The sequence below is a fragment of the Rhodobacter lacus genome, from assembly GCF_042683065.1.
Classification (GTDB): Bacteria; Pseudomonadota; Alphaproteobacteria; order Rhodobacterales; family Rhodobacteraceae; genus Rhodobacter; species Rhodobacter lacus.
Map to the genome: position 1 here is coordinate 41,567 of NZ_JBHUIX010000018.1, position 18,818 is coordinate 60,384.

At 62.1% G+C, this 18,818-nt stretch carries 28 protein-coding genes and 1 tRNA gene; 14 read left to right on the top strand and 15 right to left on the bottom strand.

Translation table 11 applies throughout. The features are described 5' to 3' along the window. Nucleotides 1-16: 16 nt before the first annotated feature. From ACFSM0_RS16435 to ACFSM0_RS16490, 12 genes are all read right to left on the bottom strand, one after another. The gene (locus ACFSM0_RS16435) at nt 17-892 is read right to left on the bottom strand and encodes a phage capsid protein (protein WP_377392977.1); all 876 of its coding nucleotides are present in this window, start codon (nt 890-892) and stop codon (nt 17-19) included. An 84-nt stretch (nt 893-976) separates the two neighbouring features. Then, on the bottom strand, nt 977-1,459 hold the full coding sequence (locus ACFSM0_RS16440; protein WP_377392980.1) for a hypothetical protein: 483 nt from the start codon (nt 1,457-1,459) through the stop codon (nt 977-979). Further along, nucleotides 1,456-2,298, bottom strand: coding sequence for a capsid assembly protein (locus ACFSM0_RS16445; RefSeq protein ID WP_377392983.1), 843 nt, complete (start codon nt 2,296-2,298; stop codon nt 1,456-1,458). The genes ACFSM0_RS16440 and ACFSM0_RS16445 overlap by 4 nt, the downstream gene beginning before the upstream one ends. Nucleotides 2,299-2,301: 3 nt before the next feature. Further along, nucleotides 2,302-2,592 (bottom strand): hypothetical protein, encoded by a 291-nt coding sequence (locus ACFSM0_RS16450; protein ID WP_377392986.1) that lies wholly within the window; start codon nt 2,590-2,592, stop codon nt 2,302-2,304. Then, on the bottom strand, nt 2,589-4,253 hold the full coding sequence (locus ACFSM0_RS16455; RefSeq protein ID WP_377392989.1) for a portal protein: 1,665 nt from the start codon (nt 4,251-4,253) through the stop codon (nt 2,589-2,591). The genes ACFSM0_RS16450 and ACFSM0_RS16455 overlap by 4 nt, the downstream gene beginning before the upstream one ends. Before the next feature lie 170 nt (nt 4,254-4,423). After that, nucleotides 4,424-6,016: a hypothetical protein gene (locus ACFSM0_RS16460; RefSeq protein ID WP_377392992.1), complete on the bottom strand. Its 1,593-nt coding sequence runs from the start codon at nt 6,014-6,016 to the stop codon at nt 4,424-4,426. Nucleotides 6,017-6,054: 38 nt separating this feature from the next. Beyond that, entirely contained in the window at nt 6,055-6,384 is a 330-nt protein-coding gene (locus ACFSM0_RS16465; RefSeq protein WP_377392995.1) for a hypothetical protein, read from the bottom strand. A 20-nt stretch (nt 6,385-6,404) separates the two neighbouring features. Continuing rightward, nucleotides 6,405-6,881 carry a hypothetical protein gene (locus tag ACFSM0_RS16470; protein WP_377392998.1) on the bottom strand — a complete coding sequence of 159 codons (477 nt, stop codon included), beginning with the start codon at nt 6,879-6,881 and terminating at the stop codon, nt 6,405-6,407. Beyond that, the gene (locus ACFSM0_RS16475; protein ID WP_377393001.1) at nt 6,878-7,075 is read right to left on the bottom strand and encodes a hypothetical protein; all 198 of its coding nucleotides are present in this window, start codon (nt 7,073-7,075) and stop codon (nt 6,878-6,880) included. Before ACFSM0_RS16475 ends, ACFSM0_RS16470 begins: the two co-directional genes overlap by 4 nt. Nucleotides 7,076-7,442: 367 nt before the next feature. Beyond that, on the bottom strand, nt 7,443-7,802 hold the full coding sequence (locus ACFSM0_RS16480; RefSeq protein WP_377393004.1) for a hypothetical protein: 360 nt from the start codon (nt 7,800-7,802) through the stop codon (nt 7,443-7,445). A 183-nt stretch (nt 7,803-7,985) separates the two neighbouring features. Next, nucleotides 7,986-8,132 carry a hypothetical protein gene (locus ACFSM0_RS16485; RefSeq protein WP_377393007.1) on the bottom strand — a complete coding sequence of 49 codons (147 nt, stop codon included), beginning with the start codon at nt 8,130-8,132 and terminating at the stop codon, nt 7,986-7,988. Between the two features lie 142 nt (nt 8,133-8,274). Continuing rightward, nucleotides 8,275-8,721 (bottom strand): hypothetical protein, encoded by a 447-nt coding sequence (locus ACFSM0_RS16490; RefSeq protein WP_377393010.1) that lies wholly within the window; start codon nt 8,719-8,721, stop codon nt 8,275-8,277. 470 nt (nt 8,722-9,191) lie between these two features. On the opposite strand from ACFSM0_RS16490, the gene ACFSM0_RS17745 reads away from it, so the two are divergent. From ACFSM0_RS17745 to ACFSM0_RS16555, 14 genes are all read left to right on the top strand, one after another. Continuing rightward, nucleotides 9,192-9,434 (top strand): zinc finger domain-containing protein, encoded by a 243-nt coding sequence (locus ACFSM0_RS17745; RefSeq protein ID WP_465270050.1) that lies wholly within the window; start codon nt 9,192-9,194, stop codon nt 9,432-9,434. Nucleotides 9,435-9,884: 450 nt separating this feature from the next. Then, a complete protein-coding gene (locus tag ACFSM0_RS16495) occupies nt 9,885-10,103 on the top strand; it encodes a hypothetical protein (RefSeq protein WP_377393013.1) in 219 nt (72 codons plus the stop codon). A gap of 139 nt (nt 10,104-10,242) precedes the next feature. Beyond that, on the top strand, nt 10,243-10,854 hold the full coding sequence (locus ACFSM0_RS16500) for a hypothetical protein (protein WP_377393016.1): 612 nt from the start codon (nt 10,243-10,245) through the stop codon (nt 10,852-10,854). Nucleotides 10,855-10,913: 59 nt separating this feature from the next. After that, nucleotides 10,914-11,180 (top strand): hypothetical protein, encoded by a 267-nt coding sequence (locus tag ACFSM0_RS16505; protein ID WP_377393019.1) that lies wholly within the window; start codon nt 10,914-10,916, stop codon nt 11,178-11,180. Nucleotides 11,181-11,367: 187 nt separating this feature from the next. After that, nucleotides 11,368-12,306, top strand: a complete 939-nt coding sequence (locus ACFSM0_RS16510; RefSeq protein WP_377393022.1) for a DUF932 domain-containing protein — start codon at nt 11,368-11,370, stop codon at nt 12,304-12,306. Between the two features lie 65 nt (nt 12,307-12,371). Continuing rightward, the gene (locus ACFSM0_RS16515; RefSeq protein ID WP_377393025.1) at nt 12,372-12,500 is read left to right on the top strand and encodes a hypothetical protein; all 129 of its coding nucleotides are present in this window, start codon (nt 12,372-12,374) and stop codon (nt 12,498-12,500) included. Beyond that, nucleotides 12,500-12,745, top strand: a complete 246-nt coding sequence (locus tag ACFSM0_RS16520) for a hypothetical protein (RefSeq protein ID WP_377393028.1) — start codon at nt 12,500-12,502, stop codon at nt 12,743-12,745. The genes ACFSM0_RS16515 and ACFSM0_RS16520 overlap by 1 nt, the downstream gene beginning before the upstream one ends. 3 nt (nt 12,746-12,748) lie before the next feature. Beyond that, the gene (locus ACFSM0_RS16525; protein ID WP_377393031.1) at nt 12,749-13,153 is read left to right on the top strand and encodes a hypothetical protein; all 405 of its coding nucleotides are present in this window, start codon (nt 12,749-12,751) and stop codon (nt 13,151-13,153) included. Nucleotides 13,154-13,272: 119 nt separating this feature from the next. After that, nucleotides 13,273-13,584: a hypothetical protein gene (locus ACFSM0_RS16530; protein WP_377393034.1), complete on the top strand. Its 312-nt coding sequence runs from the start codon at nt 13,273-13,275 to the stop codon at nt 13,582-13,584. Then, on the top strand, nt 13,581-14,267 hold the full coding sequence (locus ACFSM0_RS16535; protein WP_377393037.1) for a hypothetical protein: 687 nt from the start codon (nt 13,581-13,583) through the stop codon (nt 14,265-14,267). The genes ACFSM0_RS16530 and ACFSM0_RS16535 overlap by 4 nt, the downstream gene beginning before the upstream one ends. Next, a complete protein-coding gene (locus ACFSM0_RS16540) occupies nt 14,264-14,533 on the top strand; it encodes a hypothetical protein (RefSeq protein ID WP_377393040.1) in 270 nt (89 codons plus the stop codon). The genes ACFSM0_RS16535 and ACFSM0_RS16540 overlap by 4 nt, the downstream gene beginning before the upstream one ends. A gap of 5 nt (nt 14,534-14,538) precedes the next feature. Continuing rightward, nucleotides 14,539-14,700 carry a hypothetical protein gene (locus ACFSM0_RS16545; protein ID WP_377393043.1) on the top strand — a complete coding sequence of 54 codons (162 nt, stop codon included), beginning with the start codon at nt 14,539-14,541 and terminating at the stop codon, nt 14,698-14,700. Beyond that, nucleotides 14,684-16,414, top strand: coding sequence for a ParB/RepB/Spo0J family partition protein (locus tag ACFSM0_RS16550; protein ID WP_377393046.1), 1,731 nt, complete (start codon nt 14,684-14,686; stop codon nt 16,412-16,414). Before ACFSM0_RS16545 ends, ACFSM0_RS16550 begins: the two co-directional genes overlap by 17 nt. 232 nt (nt 16,415-16,646) lie before the next feature. After that, the gene (locus ACFSM0_RS16555; RefSeq protein ID WP_377393049.1) at nt 16,647-17,741 is read left to right on the top strand and encodes a tyrosine-type recombinase/integrase; all 1,095 of its coding nucleotides are present in this window, start codon (nt 16,647-16,649) and stop codon (nt 17,739-17,741) included. 69 nt (nt 17,742-17,810) lie between these two features. Here the strand turns inward: ACFSM0_RS16555 and ACFSM0_RS16560 are convergent. The 3 genes from ACFSM0_RS16560 to ACFSM0_RS16570 form a co-directional block, all read right to left on the bottom strand. Then, a tRNA-Trp gene (locus ACFSM0_RS16560) sits at nt 17,811-17,886 on the bottom strand. A 39-nt stretch (nt 17,887-17,925) separates the two neighbouring features. Then, nucleotides 17,926-18,615, bottom strand: a complete 690-nt coding sequence (locus tag ACFSM0_RS16565; protein WP_377393052.1) for a CatB-related O-acetyltransferase — start codon at nt 18,613-18,615, stop codon at nt 17,926-17,928. Nucleotides 18,616-18,750: 135 nt separating this feature from the next. Next, nucleotides 18,751-18,818: EF-Tu C-terminal domain-related protein (locus ACFSM0_RS16570; RefSeq protein ID WP_154763426.1), on the bottom strand; the 68-nt coding region annotated here is incomplete at its 5' end.

The window sequence follows — 18,818 nt, forward strand, 5'->3', positions numbered from 1 at the left end:
CGCGCCCAAGCAAAGATTACTGGCCCGGCTTGGGCGACAGAGATTGCACCTGCATCACAGCCACATCTTCGAGCACCGCGGCGCCGAGCGACATGGAGGACACGCACGACCACGCGGAATAGGTGTTTTCCCAATCCCAATCGGTCGAAATTTCCTTGTTGACGCCGTGGCCGACAACCGAGCGGTGCCACGCGATGCCGCGGGCGACGTTGGCCGCGGGCGTGGTGCCATCGGCGCAAACGGTCACGCCATCGCCAAGGAAGGCGTTCGGCAGCGGCATCCAGAGAGTGCCCATCCAGAGCTTCGCGCTCATGCCCCCTTTGAACGGCAGCGCATCTTGGCCGACATAATCAGCGTTGGCGAACTCGGGCACCTTGAGGAACTGCGCCCATTGGTAGGGGTGCAGCGCGCAGAAGCGGTTGCCGTCATCGGGAACCTCGTTCACGTTGAACGCGGTCACGACGCCCATCGCGGCGTCATAGCCGAAGGCTGAACCGGCATCGCCGTGAATTTCGGCATTCGCCCCGGAATACATCACGTCGAGAAGCACCTGATCAGTCTTGCGGCCAAGCGCGGCGACATGGGCCGAAACGTGGGTGTTTTTCTCGTCAATGTTCAGCTTGAGCAGATCGAGGTCATCAACCAGCGTCGGCACATACCAGTCGTTCATATCCGCTTTCACGCGGGTATGTTCGGGGTCTTGGAAGTTGTGCGGTTGGTTGCGGGTTTTTTGCTGCGCGACCAGCGAGCCGAAGATTTGCCAGTAAACCGACTTCGCTTGAACGGTGCCCTTGCGGGTCATGTTCATCAGGCGCGAGCCGAGCTGTTGGAATTTCAGGTGAACGTCGGAGTTGTATTCCTCAACGAACGCCACGTCGATGGTGGGGGCCATGAGAGCACCTTGGGTTTGAGCATCAGGAAAACCGGGTGTTCCCTGGGGCTGACCGTCTGGTGCGGGTGTTCCTCTATGGAGCCGCTAGTCGCCTGTGGGGGCCGTGCAACAGCGCCGTGACCAAAAGGCCACATAGCCATTGAGCGGACCATTCGCTTCTGTTTTTCCTATGTCAAACCCTAAATGCGAGAGCCAGCGCAGGCGCGCATCGCTGCCCGGTGGGGCGACATTCATCAGGATCGGAAAGCGCTCGTGCTCCATGCGCATCACGGCGCGGCAGGCCCGCGTCATATCGCGCCAATGCGTGTCTGCGAGGTCCGTCCCGAGAAACCAGATAATCCCGATGCCCGGCTTCGGGCTTTCGCTCGCACCGCCCATGCCAACCACATCATCCCCGCGCCACAGCGTCCATGACAGGGATTTTCGGAAGCTCTCTTGCACAAGGTCGCAGGGGAATTTGACCGTGCCGAGGCGGCGGGCGTTTTCCGCCAACTCGGCGCGGTCGGACGCGCGCAGGAAGGTTGCCAACTCGCGCGCGTCATAAGCTGTCGAGGGGGCAACCCTCATTTCTGGCGATCAGCCGGAAGCTTCGAGAAGGCGGTCCATTTGGCGCGAACCATGGCCGTGTAGGCTTCATCCGTTCCGAAGCGGGGATCGGCCTGCAGCGCGCGGATCTCCGAACGGGTAAGGCCAGCGGCGGCGTTCGCGCCGCCATCTTTCGGGACAAAGCCCTTTTCGCCGGTGAGCTTCATCATCGCTTCGATCATTTCGACGCCCTCAGCCGAGGTCATCACCTTTGCCACAGCCCCGAAATGGCTCTTGTCGACGTTGGCCTTCACCCACCGGCTCACCTCCGAAATCCGGTCGTTCGCGTGCTCGCCAAGCTTGCCGCGTTCGGCTTCGAGGTTGGTGAGGGTCAGCCCGTGCACGTCCTGCACGAGCGATTTGAAGGCGTCGGGGGAGACGTTGTTTTGCTTGGCCCACGACCGCAGGGCGGTGTCGATGTTTTCAGCCGGTGCGACAAACCCCTCGGGGTATTCGTAGCCACCGGCATCATCCGGCACGCCGATGGTCTTGCCGTAATTCGCAACCGCCTCGTCCAGCACCTCTTTGCGCAGATCGTCGGTCTTTTTCGAGAAGCGCCCATAGAGGTCACGATAGGCTTTCGCCTGATCCTCGGGGGTCGCGTATTTGTCGAGCAGCCATTCGGGGCGCTCGGGGGCGCGGCCTTCGCCGCCATCGCCATCGGCGCCACCGGCGCCAGTGTCGCCACCGGCCTCGCTGTCATTCCCGGCGCCAGCATCCCCCGCGCCGCCATCATCGGGCGCGAAGAACGAGCCCGCGCCATCATCGGGCGCGCGCAAAATGGCCTCGGCCAGCAGCATCGGGAAAAGGAACTTGGGCATGTCTTAGCTCTCCTTGGGGGTAGAATTGGCGCGCGTGTTGATGATGCCGAATAACCGGCGCATCCCCTCCTGCATCCGAAGCTCGGCGTCGGTTGCAGTCGCGGGCAGGACTGTGTTCAGGGTGATCGAGCGCAAGTAATCGAGCGCGAGCTTGCCGTTCGGGCCTGCAAAGGCGCCACGAAAGGCGATGTTGATGCGTTCCTCGGCTTCTTCGCCGCGGATCAAGCCATCGGGCCCGGCAAGGCCCTGTTGCTCGCGGAGATCGTTCAAGATGCGCTGTGCGCCGGGGCTCATTGTTGGGAACCTCCCTGTTGTTGTATCGCGGCGGCGTTCGCCATCAGTTGCGCGGCCTGCTGGACTGCGGCAACCACATCGGCGGGCTTTTTGAACAGTCCCTCGGGCAGGCCGGAGCGCTCCTGCATCCACGGCAAGACGCGCTCAATATCGAGCGCAGCCGTCGCGCCCTGCTGGCCGAACAGCGCCATGTTCATCTGGTGTTGCTGCAAGAGCGCTTGCAGGTCGCGCCCGAATTGCGCCTGCGCCAGCGGGGAAATCGCGTTGAAGCGGATAGCGCGCCGGTTCTGCGTCGGAAGCTCAATGTCGCCGCGCTTTTCAAGGATATGCAGCACGCGCCAGAAGTAGGGGCACACCATTTCATAGAAGATCCGCGAGAAGCCTGCAGCCGAGCGATACGCCAGATCGGCCATGCGCTCGCTCACCTCGTAGGCGGTCGCCGGGGTCTTGTTCGGGTCCGACAGCATGTCGTTGAACAGCGCGCGCTTGATGTTGGTGCGCTGATCGTTGAGCACCACGTCGCGCATGTTGAAGTTGCCCGAGGCCATGTTGATCGCCTCAAGGCCCTTGGTACCAATCTCCTTGGGCAGGATCGTGCCCGGCAGAAGGTTCACCGTATCGGCGTTGATCGTCGCATCGTTATCGGTCTGATAGAGGCCGACAATCGACATGGCCGCGTTTTCAAGGACCAGCTCGACCATCAGGTTCGTGGTGCGCACAGCGGCCAGCGAGTTCATCAAAGGCCCCCGGCCCCAAGCCGAGCCCGCGTTCGTGCCCCAACGATAGGCAATGAATGGATCGGCGCCTTTCCCGCTGAAAGAGCGCTCCTGAATGATCGCGTTGTGCTCTTCGATCATCACGACATGGTGGCTTACCGGAGTGCGGCCCGGCTCAGTGCGCAGGTAGGAAATGACGTTGAGGGGGCGGTCCCCATCTTTTTTGAGCTTGCGGGCAAGGGCGGGGTCGATCTTGGCGCCAGGATAGGCGCTCTCGATCTCCGAGGCTTCGATTTCGCCGCGATGAAACTTCCCGCGCAGCGTGCCATCGCCCCCGCGCTCGAAGAACATTTCGGGCATCGGAATGGCGCGGTGTTTCAGAACCGTGCCATCGTCGCCTTCCTCGACAAGCAGGGTGCCCGTCGAAACCGCCATGTCGAAATGCGCCTCGTTCAGCTCTTGCGAGAAATTCGATTGCCAGATTTGCTCGAAGGCATATTCGGTAATCTCGTCAAGGTCGGCGTTGATCGCCTTTCGGTCGGCCTTGCTCACAAGGCTGGAAGCCTGCAGGCGAAGGAACGGCTGGAATGGCGGCGTCACGCCAGCGGAAATCCGGCTCACAAACTCGGAAACGGCGTTGGCGCCGGTTTCGTCCATCACGTCCGAGCCATCCTCGACGGGCGTTTGCGTGAAGCGCACGCGCCCCGGCATGGTCAGGCGCATGGCGTCATCGAACATAGGCTCGAGCCGCTGCCGATCCGCGCGCGCCTTGTCGAGGCGCTTCTTGATTGTCTTGACTTCCATCAATTCCTCACTGGAAGAACGATCGCGCGGAGAACATTCCGTTGCCAATGGCGGCGGGAGCCGTGAGACTGCGCGAGGCGGTCGCGGCGGCGTCCCGGCGATCATTGCGAAGCTGAGTGTCCGCGCGCGCGCGCTCTTCATCCGCGGCTGTTTTCGCCGCCTTTCGCTGCCTCTTGGCATCGTTCTGCGCAGTCGCAGCGCTCACAACGCCGCCAACGCCAGCGACGGCAGAGAGAAGGCTTGTGGCGGTTGCAAGTTCACACATTGACGGCTCCGATTTTTCGGGACCGTTCGCTTCTGCGCGCCATCCGTCAACCCCGGAGCCCGCGCGACAGGATGGAGGCTTGGCGGCGCTGCTTTACGCTTGTCTGGCGGTTGAGAATGCCTTGGCGCACATTGGCCTGCTTCGAGGCAGCGCCGCTCGATCCGGGGCGGCGCACCATCTTCTTGCCATAGCCCATGCGCAGGAACAGGTATTGCTCGGCGTCGGAAACGTGCGAATAGATCGACTTCTTGTCCACCTCTTCGCGGTCCTTGAGGAAGCAATAGCCGCCCTTCTTCGCGTTCACGAGATAGGTGCAAGCAGGGCTGAGAAGATAGGCGGGCTTGCCCTCGACAAGCATGTTCATCTGGGTTTGCACCGCGCCCTGCCGGATCTCGGGTTCGTTCGTATAGCACGGCTGCACGTCCAGCCCCTCGCCGGCGAAGATCTGGAAAGTGGTCTGCCCGTCCGTGCCAGAGCGGTTATCGCCCGCGGGGTCGCCGGTCATCACGATCTTGAAGCCCTCGTAATGCTGGGCGATGTGCTCCTTGAGCATCTTGGCAAACTGCTTGGCGTGCATGTCGCGCGTCACCAGTTCATCAAAGATGCGCACCTGCCCGCGCACGTCCTGCCCGAAAGCGGCTGCAGGCGTAAGGCCGAAGTCGAGCCCAATGTGAATGGCCTCGCCCGGCTCGGGCCCGAAGGCTTCCTTGGCGATGTGCAGGTTTTCATTGAAGCCCGAGTAGACCGCGCGGCCGCCGAAGATCCGGCCAATGCGGTTTTGCAGCATGTTCACGATCCACTCGCGGCTCTGCCCGTGGATCAGGCTCATGTAATAGTCCTTGTCGGTGAAGCGCCCGTTTTCCCGGTTCGGGTTCAACTCGTATCCCTTGAGCGTGCCATCGGCGTTGAGCACGTCGAGCACGGCGGGCGGCTGCTGGAAGAACTGCCAGTTGTCGGGCTTGATCATGGTGAGCCGGTCGTCCTCGCTCATCCAGTCGGGCGGCTCCACCTGGCCCGACATGATCGCCCACCAATGCTCTTCATCGGGGGCGTTGGTGTCCATGATGATGCAAGAGCGCTTGGCGCCGCCGTCGATCAGGCGCGGGTAGCGCCGAACGCGGGAGATCGCTGCGGTGACAATCGCGCGGGCCAGCTCGCGCGCCTCGTTGAGCCACAACCATGTGAACTCGAACGAGAGCAGCTTGCGAACGTCCTCTTCGCGGTCGAGCGCGAGAAACCACACCTCGCCCTCCACATCGCCGCCGTCTGGCATCGGAATGAAAATGTCCTGCCGGTAGGGCGCGCGCCAACGCACCTTGCCGAACACTTCCTCGGGGAGCCATTCGAGCCATGTTTTCATGGTCGTAGTTTCAAGCTGCGGCGTGGTGTTGCGGATCACGCCGCCGCGAAACTTGCGCTTGCCGGTGCGCTCGCCCTCAAAGACGCCAAACGAGGTTTCTCGCACGGTCTTGGGATCGAAGCAGCGATGCTCGTCAAGGATCAGGCGCAGGCACTCGGCCACACAGGCGGCAGACTTGCCCGAGCCAATTGGCCCTTGCAGCCCCCGCACAAAGGCCGGGGAGCGCATGAAGTCGATGATCGTGTCCCCATCAGGGGTGTAGTTGAAGGTATAGCTCATTCAGGTCTCCGGTTTCGGAGACCCTTCGCTTCGACGGATCAGTTATCAAGCTGGATCGGGTAGTGGCAATCTATCGCCGGAGTTGGGCCGGAATGCAGCATTGCGAAATCCGCGCCGGGATAAAGCGTCATCTGATTCGGGTCGGCGCCATCGGCATTTATCGCAGCGGAAAGGGCAAGTTCCTTGTCTGTGACATTACGGCACCAAAGCCCGGTGCGCCGGATCTCGGACAGGAAAAAATCGTAGCACGCATTGAAATCGTCATCCGTGTCTTGGTGCAGGCAGGTAACGTATGGATCGAAGGGGTTGGAGGGCTGCGCCAGCGCGGGCGCGGCAATGAGGATAAGGACGGCAGCGGCTTTGAGCATGGGGGGCTCCTTTTGGGGCGCTACCTTACGCCTGCACGCCGGGCGTTCAAGCGCGCTTTGTCCAGCGTCTTGCGCTGCACATCGCTCAGGTGGCGCATGATGCCCTTCGAGGCGCCGCGGTGAACCGTGACCTTCCCATCATTGTCGCGGGTGCACCAATAGCCGTGCTTGTCAAAGAAGCCGGTGTTCATCGTGAACAGGACGCCATGCGGCTCGCGGTCGATCACATCGTAATGGTGCAGCCCTGCCCGCCCGCGCGGGTCTGTGTTGCCAGCGCGCCCACGCGGATCGTGCTCGACGCCGTTCACCTCCACGATGCCCGCGCGCTCTTTCGCCAGCCGCTCCGCTTCGATGCGCGCTTTGTATGCCTCAAGCCGGGCGCGCTCCTCGGCCATCCGGTCGACAATGGCACGCTGGCCGCGCTCAGTCTGTTTGCTGAGAGAGGGCGTGGGTTCTGGCGGCGGCGCCCGATCTGGGGGTGGATTGAAAAGCGTCACGGGAGCGGCCTCACGGTGAAAACAAGGGTGTCGGCGTTCTGGTAAGTGGTCATGCGGTAGCCGGTCGCGTCGGGGTGTTCTGTCATCGCGTGGTGAATGAGATCGCAGAGGGCAAGGTTCGCCACCGTCACATAGCCCTCGATGCGCAGCGCAGGCATCGGGTCGGACATATGCACGCGATCCTCCTTCATCATGCCGCAACACCTTGCTTCTTCGCCTCGCGGGCAAGATCTTCCCACGCTCGAGCCTCGTGCTCGGGGCAACACGGCACCGAAAAGCGGAGCTTCTGGGGGAGATCCTTCAATTGGCCCCGCAGCCGCACAGCAAGCCCGGTCGGCTTGCCGCAATAATGGCAAAGACGCTGGCCGTTCTTAATCGGCATTCCGATCTGTCACCTCAAGGTTCGTCTGTGCGCACTCGCAATTCGAGCATTCGACGGCGATCCGCCCCCTGATCCGCACCAGCTTGAATTGCCGAGAGAGGCAGTTTTCGCAGAAGAATATCTCCCGCCCCATGTCTCGCAGCGAAGTGAGGTAGGGCGGGACAATCGGCACCACGTTGTCACTCATGGAGCACCACCTTGTTTCTCGTCGCGTCGGTCGGATAGACCTCGTGCACCGGGAGCCCCATGATCGTCGCCGGGCGCGACAGAATGTCGATGTAGTGGCAGCCGAACACCATCTTCTCGCGGATAATCCCGCGCCACGTCTCGCAATCCATCGAGATCGAGACGAACTCCGAAATCCTCTCCCGCGGCATGATGGCCTCCACAGGCTTCACCTCCGCATCACCGATGAAACACGCAAAGGAATACTCTTGGTCGTAGACCGCATCCTCGCGGGCTTTGATTGCGTCGAGGATCGGCGTGATCCTCGCCCAAATGTCACCCCTCTCGGGGATCGTCACCGTCACATCAGCCATTCGCATCCTCCCGCGGTCGCATGAACCGCACTACATCGCTCGGAGCATCAGGATCGCACGGGATCAGCCAATGAGGGCTCCGAAACACCTCCCCGAGCCACTGGTAGAACGCTCGCCGCTCCACCCGCCGCATGTCCTGCAGCCGCTCTCGGCTGATCCGAATAGCCAAAGGAACAGGCACCATCACCCCATCACCTCCTGAGCCTTGAACACGCGGCCATCCGGCCCCCGCAGAACGCTATCAACGCCCCGCGCCACCATCACCCGCTTCCGGTGAAACCGATCCACAACCCGCCACATCGCTGTGCTCTGCATCAATAAGCGCCGCATCGGCCCCCATCCTTCCCGCAGGTTTTCCCGCCTGCATTTTGTCTGCGTGGGTGGGGTTGCCTCCGCTACCCCCTCTCCGTTTTTCCCCCGGCCCCCCTTCGCTGCCGCCCGGCAGGAAAAAGAATTGCCGGAGCAATTCGCCTCAGCCGTTGCTGGGCGTTATGTCCAGCGTGGGCGGACTGCTTTCGCCGTTGCCGAGGTTGATGCTGATGCTCAGGCCTGCTGCTGGCCTGCTGGGCTGCGTCTCTCCGGGCTGCTGGCCGATGCCTGCCATGTCCACGAGCTTGCTGAGTGCGTCGAACTTCACCTTGTCGCTCTTGCTGGATTGCGAGAGCGTTATGAGCCCTGCCAGTGCGTCTACGCCCGCGTGCGTGAGGTATTGCTGAGCGGCAATTCGCATCCCTTCCCGACCTTTCGGGCTATTGAGGAGGCCGTGGACGCCTTGCTTGCTATCGTAGCCGGATCGTTTGGCGATCTGTTCGAGTGAGAGGTTGGAGCTGACGCGGAGGCGGATTGCCTCGGTTTGGTGTCGTTCGAGGATCGTGCCGTCGCTGAGGACGAGGAGATCGTCTTGTGTTGCTGGGAGCATGTGTTGCCGTCGCGCTGTGATTTCGAGGGACGGTTCGCTTGTTTAGCGATCATTGCAATACCGCTGGGCGATCATCGAATGGGCTGATGGTGCCGCGTCGGTGTGTAGTCCGATGCTTGTGTCCGACCTTTCGGCACGCGCAACGTCCCAAGCTTGTTGCGCCGCTCCCGCCCCCCCCTCCCCCAAGCTCAGGCGCTTCTGAGGGGGGGGCTGTCAAGCCACCAATAATGCAAAACGGGCTTTGCGAAAATGCAGGGTGCGCAGTTGGGGGGCTGCCTGCTCCTTCGTCGCAGTCACCGGGCTACTCGGTCGGAGACCCGAGCCAACAGGCCCAGGCAAGCCCGGACCTGTTGTCTCGGCCATGCGGCGAGCATCCCTGCCCCGGTGCCCTTGAACAATCGAGGCGAGAAGCGAACGGGGAGAAACAGCAACACCTCTGGGTGTTGTTCTCCACAGAAAGGATCACCGACATGCGCAAGCCGCGCTCAACCAGCTCTCGCACGGACAGTTTCAGCGCTTTGGTGGACCGCCACCATCGCTCAGGTCCGTTGGATGTGCCCTGCCCGAAGTGCATGCAGCCCGCGGGCGAGCCGTGCATCTGGCCCAAGGCTGGCGAGGGCAAGCAGGTCCACAAGGAGCGGCATGACCTCTGGCTTCGCGCGCCTGCCGTGCCGGTCGCCAAGGTCACGCTGGCGAAGGCGCCATGGGAATAAGCGCTGGCGCGGGCTGTGAGGTGCCTTCCTCATTGCCATTCCGTCAGGCAAAGGAGGCTGGCTGTTAACCGTCCCGCGTTCCGCGGGCCGGGCCAGCCCACTTACACACACACAGGACTGCTGCGCTTGTGCAGCCTCGGTTCTCGCTGCGCTACGGCTCGCAAGCTCGCCTTCGCTTGCGGCCCCTCGGCTACCTCGACCGCCCATCCGCCTCAAGGACTGCGCCCTGCAACCACCCGTCGCAGGCTATAGTGCGCCTGCAACAGGTGGTCGCACGGCTTGCCGCGTCCCGCGGTGGCCGCAAGCGGCCATCCTTGACCCGGAGCAGACCGCGCCGAGTCAACCTCAGCGCGCCGAGTCGAGGACAGTGCGCGGCGCGGTCTTTGGCCGATCGCGGTCTTCGGTGTGCACGCAGCAATCCCGTGTGCGTGTAACCGTAGGAGCCCCATCGTGACCATCCATTGCACCGCTACCGTTGAAGATCTTGCCGACCTGATCGACCTTCTCGCCCCGTCGAGTGAGGATCTGCTGATCGCGGCCGAGGATGACTTGCTCCTGATTGAGGACAGCCTGATCGACTACGACGACGATTGGCTCGATCCGGCAGATGTGCTGCCGCCGCGCCTGCTGCGCGAGATCGAGCAACTGGACGACTGCATCCCGTTCTGACTGCCCGTTGCGGGGGTTCCCATGCCCCCGCTCCGCTCTCTGCCTCGCTCGGGGAAGAGAGAAAGAAACAAAGAAATAAGGTCGCTTGCGCTCTCTGAAAGAAACAGAGGCGAAGTTTGGATCTGATAGGAGATTGAGAATGTCGAACGCTATGTCGCCCGCCCTGCAAGCCTACTACGCCGATATGAACGACCGTGAGGCTGCGGCCCGTCGCGCAGAGGCCGTTGCTTCTGCCGAGCGTGAGGTTGCTGCCCGCGCCGAGGGTCTGGTCGAACAGATCGGCCTCGCTTGGAGCAACGCGAAGGCCGGCGAGGCCGTGCCGTTTGCGGAGGCCATCGCTTCGCTCGCTGCGGCCTTCTATGTGCCCGGCAACATCGACGCGGAGGGCGTGCACTATAACGACACGCTCTTTCAGCTCCGCGGGATGCTTGGCAATCTCTGCCAGAACGCGAAGTGGATGATCGAAAACGTGGACGCCCAGATCGGCAAGGCGTGGCAAGACATTGACGCGCTGGAGGCTGAGTGCGACGGCGGAGAGATCGGCTTGGCGAACCTCAACAAGGCGATGGATCGGCTTGAGCGACTTGAGCGCGTCCAGATGCCCGCCTGCAAGGACTGGTTCGCCAATACGACGACCGCCTACGAGACGATCGTTGGCGAGAAATGGAAGCCGTTCGTCAAGTCGGACAGCCGCGAGAAGCAGACGGCGGATGCCGTGCGCGCGCGCCTCGCTTCCATGCGTGGTCGCTGACCGATACCGGGTCGGGGGAGCAATCCCCCGGCCTTTCTCTATTGCCTTGGAGTTTCACCATGACCACGGTTTTGCTGGCCGCCGCCACCGTTGCCACCTTCATCACGTTTGTTCTGCGCCTCGTGCGCATGCGGACGATCCTGCGCTTTCATTGGCTTGCCGATGTGGCGATGACGACGCTCGCGTTCATCATCTTTCAGGGCACGCTCGGCGGCACGCTGGTTGCCGTGCTCTCCGGGTTGATGTTCACCATCTTCCTCACCCTTGCGAAGCTGGCCGCGCGCTTTGGTGCAACGGCAATGAGCCTGCTCCGCGCCTACGCATAGCTCGACCGTCGCCGCGGGGGCGAGGGCAAGCCCTCTCCCCCGGCCCCCTCTCCCAAAGGCGTTGACAAAACAAGCGCCGCATCAGCGAGCGCCTGACCAAGCGCCGCATCAACTTTGTTCAGATGAACAGTTGACAGGTTCGTTTGAGAAGCGAACCAAATATCCACTTCTGCCAAGGAGCCCCAACATGCTCGACCTTACCAACGCCGCCCCTCGGGCGGTGAACAACCTCGTTCGCCCTGATAAAGCCTTCAAGGTGTTCGCGGCTCCGCTCTATGACCATGCGGGCCACAAGATTGACGAGCGCGTTGTGCGCGGCGTTTACCGCGATGACACCAACGAAGTCATCGCGACTTGCGGCGCCGCGTTCAAGCCGGTGCAGCACTATCAAGCGCTCGATCCGGTGCTCGATTACTTCGAGGGCGCGGGCTACGCCATCGAAGAGCGCAAGCCCACGCGCCACGGGCTCTATGACCTCGCGGGCAAGAAAGGCGTCTTTCTGACCACGGGCTTCGCCAAGAACGGCGCGGTGATGCGCACCGACATTATCACGGGCGATTTCATCCAGCCCACCGGCTCCACCGGCTACCTCGACAAGGGGCCCGACACGATGCTGTTCAAGATCTCGGTCCTGAACAGCCATGACGGCTCGCTCGCCGTGCACATCAACACGAGCTACGAGCGGCTGATCTGCATGAACGGCATGACCCGCCCGAGCTTCAAGGCCGGGGTCTACGGCAAACACACGCAGAATTTCAGCATCGAGGCGATGAAGCGCCAGATCGACAACGCGCTCTCCGCGATGGAAGCGGATGCCGACACCTTCGGCCTCTGGGCGACGACGCGGCTCAGCCAAGACAAGGCCGCCGAGGTGCTGAAAAAGACCATCGCCAAACAAAAAGCGCGCGGTCAGGAACCCTCGTTCTCCGAACGCTTTGTCACCGCGATCCTCGACCGCTTCGCGCGCGAAGATCAGACCGTCTGGGGCCTCTATCAGGCGGTGACGTGGTGGCAGACCCACGCCGAGACGAAAGCAAACTCCAACGCGCTCACCACGCTTATCAACCGTGAGAACCGCGTGGCGCAGATGCTTCGCACCGAAGAGTGGAAGGCTCTCGCAGCATGAGCAGGCCATCCATCGCCATATCCGCTGAGAAAGGAGGGCTTCGCGTCGAGGCCCTTCTCGATCCCATGGACTTGACCCTGATCCGCGATGCCGTGGATGCGGTGAACCCGAGCGATGATGCAGGCCAAAAGGCCAAGCGCAGCCTCTCCCGGCTTCTCGGCATCATCGAGACAATCGCCTATGGGAGCTTCTGATGGCTGCCGCTTATGCGATCCACGACAACAGCGCCACCCGGCCCGATCTCCCCCCGCTTTGGCTGCGCTTCCCGAGCGCAGCAAGCCGGGACGCTTTCGCGGCTCATTTCCCGAAATCCTGCCACATCAGCGACAAAGGGCCGGATGAAGCCCGCGGCGTCTGGCGGATGCCGCCTCGCTACGGCGGGACGCGGGCAACCTCTCTGCTCGCATCCCACAACGGACTGATTTTTCAACCGAGGTGAACCATGGACCTTTCGGCCATCAACGCACAACTCTGCGCCGCGAAGGAAATTCTGCAAGACAAGGGCTATTACTTCCCCGAAGCGAAGCTCTACATCGAGCCCGGCGCCATCACGGCCACGGTCACGGGCATCACTGTGAACGACCGTTACGCCTGGGAAAGCCGCAAAACCGCCTATGCCACGGGCTGCACCACGCCCGAAGATACGCTCGATCTGCTGCTCACCAAGGCCGCGGAGCTTCCCAACATGCACGACGAGCGCCGCAGCCAGCTTGCGGCCAAGGCCGCCTCGTTGGCCGAGGAAATGAAAGAGCTTGGCGTCGAAGTCGAGTTCGTCAACCCGATTGTTCAAGCCGCTCAGAAGCTTGCCGCGAACGCGCTCCCCGCGCCTGCAATCGCCGCCGAATAGAGCCCGCTTGGTAGGGCCGGGGCTGCACCCCCCGACCTCGGGTTCAAATCCCGACCGGCTCAAAGAAGGCGGGCGGCATTGCCCAAGTGCCGCCCGCTGAAACTATCAGGAGCAACGTCATGCCCTACCTTCAGGATCACGGCCCCGGCTATCAGGGCGGCAGCACGAGCTATCACGCTGCGCGCTCGATGAAGCTGAAAGCTGCCACGATCCGCGATCAAGTGCTCGATTGCCTGCGGTCCACCTCAAGCCCTCTGAGCAGCGAGCAGATCGCCAGCATTATCGGCCTTCCCTACGAAAGCGTGCAGCCGCGCCTCGCAGAGCTGCGCAGCGCCGGGAAGGCGTTCGACAGCGGCATTCGCCGCCTCTCGCGCTTCGGCAAGCCCATCATTGCCTGGACGCACATCAAGCCCAAGGAACCCGCGAAATGAAAGTGTTCACCCTCAACGCCGCCATTCTTGCCGCCGTCTCCAACGCGATCACGCCCGACGAGACGCGCTATTACCTGAACGGGGTCTATGTCGAACCCGTGACCGATCCCGAGACGGGCAAGGGTGTTCGCTTTGTCGCCACGGACGGCCACATTCTGATTGCGGGCTATGACCCCCTTTCGGAAGCGACGCATCCGGCCATCCTTTCGATGAATTTCGCCGCGAAGGCGTTGAAGCCGGCGAAGAAAGACCCCGAGCCGCGCTACCTGCGCGCCAAGATCGAGAAGCCCGAGACGCTGACCAACGGTTGCGTCATCGCCGGGCCGGAAAGCGACTTCATGCTTGATGGCATTCCTCTGCACGAGGTTGACGGCACGTTCCCGGCATATCATCGGGTCATTCCTGCGTTCCTGCCGAAGCGCAAGCCCGGCCAGAAGGAGCCGATCTATTCCTTCAACCCGATCTTCATGGCGAAATTCGCCAAGGCGTTCGCGCGTGTTTCGGACGCCGACACCACATCGCTCATTCTCATGCAGGAATGCCAAGGGGCGCCGATGGCCGTGACGGCTTTGGGCGTGAGCAATCTCATTGGCGTGCTGATGCCCCGCACGGGCACGCCCGGCGACCGGCCTGACTGGCTCGATTTCACCAACACGCCCTCCGAACAGGAGAAAGCAGCATGAAATTCGCCCTGATCGGGCTTTTCGACCCGCCCTTTATCATCGGGGTCTACGACAACCGCGCGCAAGCAAAGGTGGCCCACACCTGGCAGCGCAAAGGCGGGTTTTCGCGCGACGAGTTTACTGTTGCGCGCGCTACGGCGCAGCGTGGCGTGTTCGAGTGCGAGCAGACCGGAACGAAATATTGCCCCGGTCACGGCCCGCTCACTGAGGCCGCCTTCGCTGAGCTGATCGTCTCGATCTGGGGCGAGGAACGGAGCGCAGCATAGCAGCCATGCCCAAATGGAAAGCCTTGCAAGAGATCCGCGCGATTCTTCTTCGCGCGGGCTGCACCACCAACCTCGAGACGCTTCCGCGCCTCGGCCATGAAGATGCGCTCTCGATGCTCGAAGCGCTCCGCAAGCTGGAAGGAACACCCGATGAACGCCAAAGCTGACCCCATCATTGCGATTGTGCCGCTCGACCGGCTGGAAATCGCGCCCGAAAACCCGCGCTCGGATGCGTCGGTCGATCAAGCCGCCCTGAGCCATCTGGCCGACAACATCGCCAAGGTGGGCATCCTGAGCCCGCTCATTGGCTACGATTACGGCGGCAAGGTGTTCATCACCGTGGGCGGGCGCCGCACGCGCGCGCTGCGTTTGCTGGCCGAGGACGGCATCACCCCGGATATTCCGGTGGACATTCGCCCGCAGGCGGAAGCGATCAACGCGGGCCACGCCGAGCAGCTTTCGCACTCGCTCATGTCGCCGCTCGATGAACTGAAAATCTTCGCCCGGCCCGAATACGCCGCCGCCAGCGACGAGGATCTTGCGGCCCTCGTGGCGCGTTCGGCGCGCTATGTGATGCAGCGCCGCAAAATCCTGAGCCTGCCCGCTGCGGTTCTTGAGAAAGTCATGGCCGGCGAGATCACGGTTTCGCAGGCGGCGGGCCTGTCCTGCCTCGACACCGAAGAGCAGGTTGAAAACTGGCTCGCGCATATCCGCAACAACCCCCGGATCACGGGAGACGAGATCCGCAACAGCTTCATCCGCGGCGCCGTCATCTGGGGCAAGGACAAGCGCTGCGAGGAAGTCTCGATTGACGAATACAAGGCCGCTGGCGGCCGCCTGCAAGGCGATTTGTTCGGGGACGAGATCATCGTTCTCGACGTTGAAACCCTCAACACGCTTTTCCGCGACAAGATCACCGCGCAGATGCAGGAGCGCGCCAAGGCGGAAGGCTGGTTTGCCGCCGAAGAGATCGAGCCCGGCGTCGATTTCTACGCCATCAAGCGCCATCCGGGCTGCAACGACTTCACCGATGAAGAAGCCGAAGAGTTTGACGAGCTTCCGTCGAAGTGGCAACTCGAAGCGATGATCGAGGAAGGCGACGAGGCCGCCGAGGAATTGCTTGCTCGCTACCTGGAGCTGGAACCGCGCTCGAAGGTTCGTCATCCCCCTGAATTGAAGGCCAATCTGCTTTTGGCTTATCAGATCGGCCCGGGCGGTTATGTGAATATCCGCGAAGGCGCGATCCCGAACACGAAAGAGCAGCTTGAGGCGCTTTACGAGGGCCACTGGCTTCGCCGCCCCGAGCCGGTGCAGGAGACGGCGCAGGAAGAGAAGAAGGACGCTCTCAGCGCCACCCTGCAGGCGGACATTGCCCGGCTCAAGCTGCACGCGCTGCGCATGGAGCTTCTGCGCACGCCGATCAAGGTGCAGGCGCTTTACTTGCGCCACCTCTCGAACCGGCTCGGTTACACGACCACGTTCACCGACCGGCCCGACAAGATCAACGAGCCAGACCCGTCGCTTGGCTTTGCCGTGACCGATCTTTGGGCCAAGACCGAGGAAGCCGATGCGGCGCTGCACGATGCCGACATTGAGGGCATGTCGAAGGATCTCGTTCAGCGCGCCTTCGCCTTCAAGCTTCTGCGCTGCATGTCCACATCGCACCCGCTGGTGAAGCAGGTTTCCTACGCCGAGCTTCGCAAGTTCTGGGCGCCGGATGCGGCTTTCATGGCGCGCTATTCAAAGCCGGCACTTCTTGACCTGATCAAGACGGCAAGCCCCGAGGCGACGGGGAATGACAACCTCAAGAAGAGTGCGCTCGCCCAGATGGCGAGTGATATGCTCTCGAAGAATGTCAAAATTGCTCCTGCCGGCTTCTGACCGTTTGCAACTTGCTATTCCCCCCGCGCCATATTCATTAAGGCGCGGGGGCGAAGGAGAAAAATGTCAACAAAATCAAAGATAGAGCAGGTGATTGCCGCAATCGACAGAGCGGCACATTTACGCCTCCGCTCTATTGACGTCGAGGGATCAATCGTGCGCTTCATCCTTTCTCAGGATAGCGGGATCGTTTCGCGCGTCACGGAAAGCGACATCGACAGGTGGTTAAACGATGCCGAGGATAGAGATAAAGCACATACACAGGGTTACAAAGCGCCTGGCTGATGGCACTAGTCACGAGTATCATTATGCTTGGCGGGGCGGCCCGAGGTTTTGGTCGTCTCGTCACGATGCTTTCAAAAAGAACGGACCCGAGTATTTCGCAGCCTATGCCAAGGCGTGCGAGGATCGCAAGCCGAGCGCGGGCACCTTCCGACAGGTGATCGGCCAGTATCTTGAAAGCCGCGACTTCCGAAACCTCGCGCCGCGCACGCAGAAGGACTATCAACGGTCGATCTACATGAAGGGCGGCATTGACGAAGAGTTCGGCACCGCGCCGATTGGCGTGTTCAATCGCCCTGAGATCCGTCAGATCGCCTATCGCTGGCGCGACCGCTTCTCGTCAGCCCGAGTTGCCGACCACGCGCGCACCCATCTGGTGAAGATCGTCAATTGGGCGGTTGACCGTTCGATCATCACGACGAACCATCTGGCGGGGATGACGGCTCTCTACGAGGTCGATCGGTCTGATTTGATCTGGACGGACACCGAGATCGAGGCGTTTTGCGACGGCGCCCCGGACTATCTGCGGCGCATCCTGATTGCGGCGACGGAAACCGGGCTCAGGCCGCAAGACCTGTGCATCCTCTCTCGCGCGCATATCCAGCAGACGCCAGAGGGGCGCCGAATCGTCATTCGCACCCAGAAGCGGCGGCGCATGGTGTCGATCCCGGTTACACCCGTCATGGGCAAGATCATTGACGAGACGCCGCGCGACCGACTGATCATTCTCGTTGGCGACCGGGGCCAGCCCTACTCGAAGGCATCGAGCATGGGGCGCCAGGTGACGCGGCGAAAGGCAGAGATCAACGAGGCTGCCCGCAAGGGCGGATTTCCTATCCCTATACGGGAAGAGCTTCACTTCTACGATTGCCGTGGAACGGCGGCGACGAGGCTATTTCAGGCCGACGCGACCCTGCGCGAGATTGCCGCGCATATGGGTTGGTCGATCCAGACCGCGGCGAAGATGATCGAGGTCTACGTGAGCATGAACCCGCAGGCATCGGACGCTGTTTTGGTGAAACTGAGCGCCGCTCGACTCAATTAGTCTGTAAACGGGGCTGTAAACCGGCCTTTCAGCCAAAAAAAATAAGGGCAAAAAACCCTTATTTTTCAATGGCAGGGGCAGGGGGACTCGAACCCGCGACCCTCGGTTTTGGAGACCGATGCTCTACCAACTGAGCTATACCCCTAGGCCGTGAGAGGGGTGCTAAGGCAGGCGGCGGGGGAAATCAAGAGCCATTTGCGTCGCAATCGTCGCGGCGTGGCCTGAGCCCTTCAACGGCGGCCAGATCCCCCGCCTCTAGGGCGGGGAGCGCGGCGAGAATCGCCTCGATCGGCCAGCCCCACCAGGCAAGCTCTAAAAGGCGCGCCACGGCCTCGGGCTCAAAGCGCATCCGCACCACGCGCGCGGGGTTGCCCGCCACAATCGCATAGGGCGGCACATCGCGGCTTACCACCGCACCGCTCGCGACAATCGCCCCCGAGCCGATCGTGACCCCGGGCATCACCCGCGCCTCATAGCCGATCCAGACATCGTGGCCGACGATTGTATCGCCATGGCACGCCACCTCATCGCGATAGGCGCCAAGATCGAGCCCGGCAAAGATTCGGAACGGATAGGTGGACAGCCCGCGCATCGGATGCATGGCCGAAGCGGTGATGAACCGCACCCCATGGGCAAAGGCACAGAACCGGCCAATCACCAGCCGCTCGGGGGCACCGGGGTAGAGATAGGGCGCGAGCCGATGCGCCAAATCGGCGCCAGTGTCGAAATCGGTCGAATAACTGTAGTCGCCCGCCTCGATATTGGGATGCGCGAGCGCGGCGCGCAGAAACAGCGTTTCTTCGTGCGATGAGCCATCCGGGAGCGTGAGCGGATAAGGTGCGAGCGGATCGGGAAAGGCAGCGGGGTCGGTCATCGGGCAGGCTCCAGTCTTACCTCAAGAGGAGGCCGGGCAAGAGTGTCGCAAGCGGGAACGGATGGAAAGGCCGGAAAGCAACGCAAAAAGGGCCGCCCGATCGGGCGGCCCTTCGATCTTCCCACGAGGAGAAGATTATTTCAGGATTTTGGAGACGACGCCGGCGCCGACGGTGCGGCCGCCTTCACGGATGGCGAAGCGCA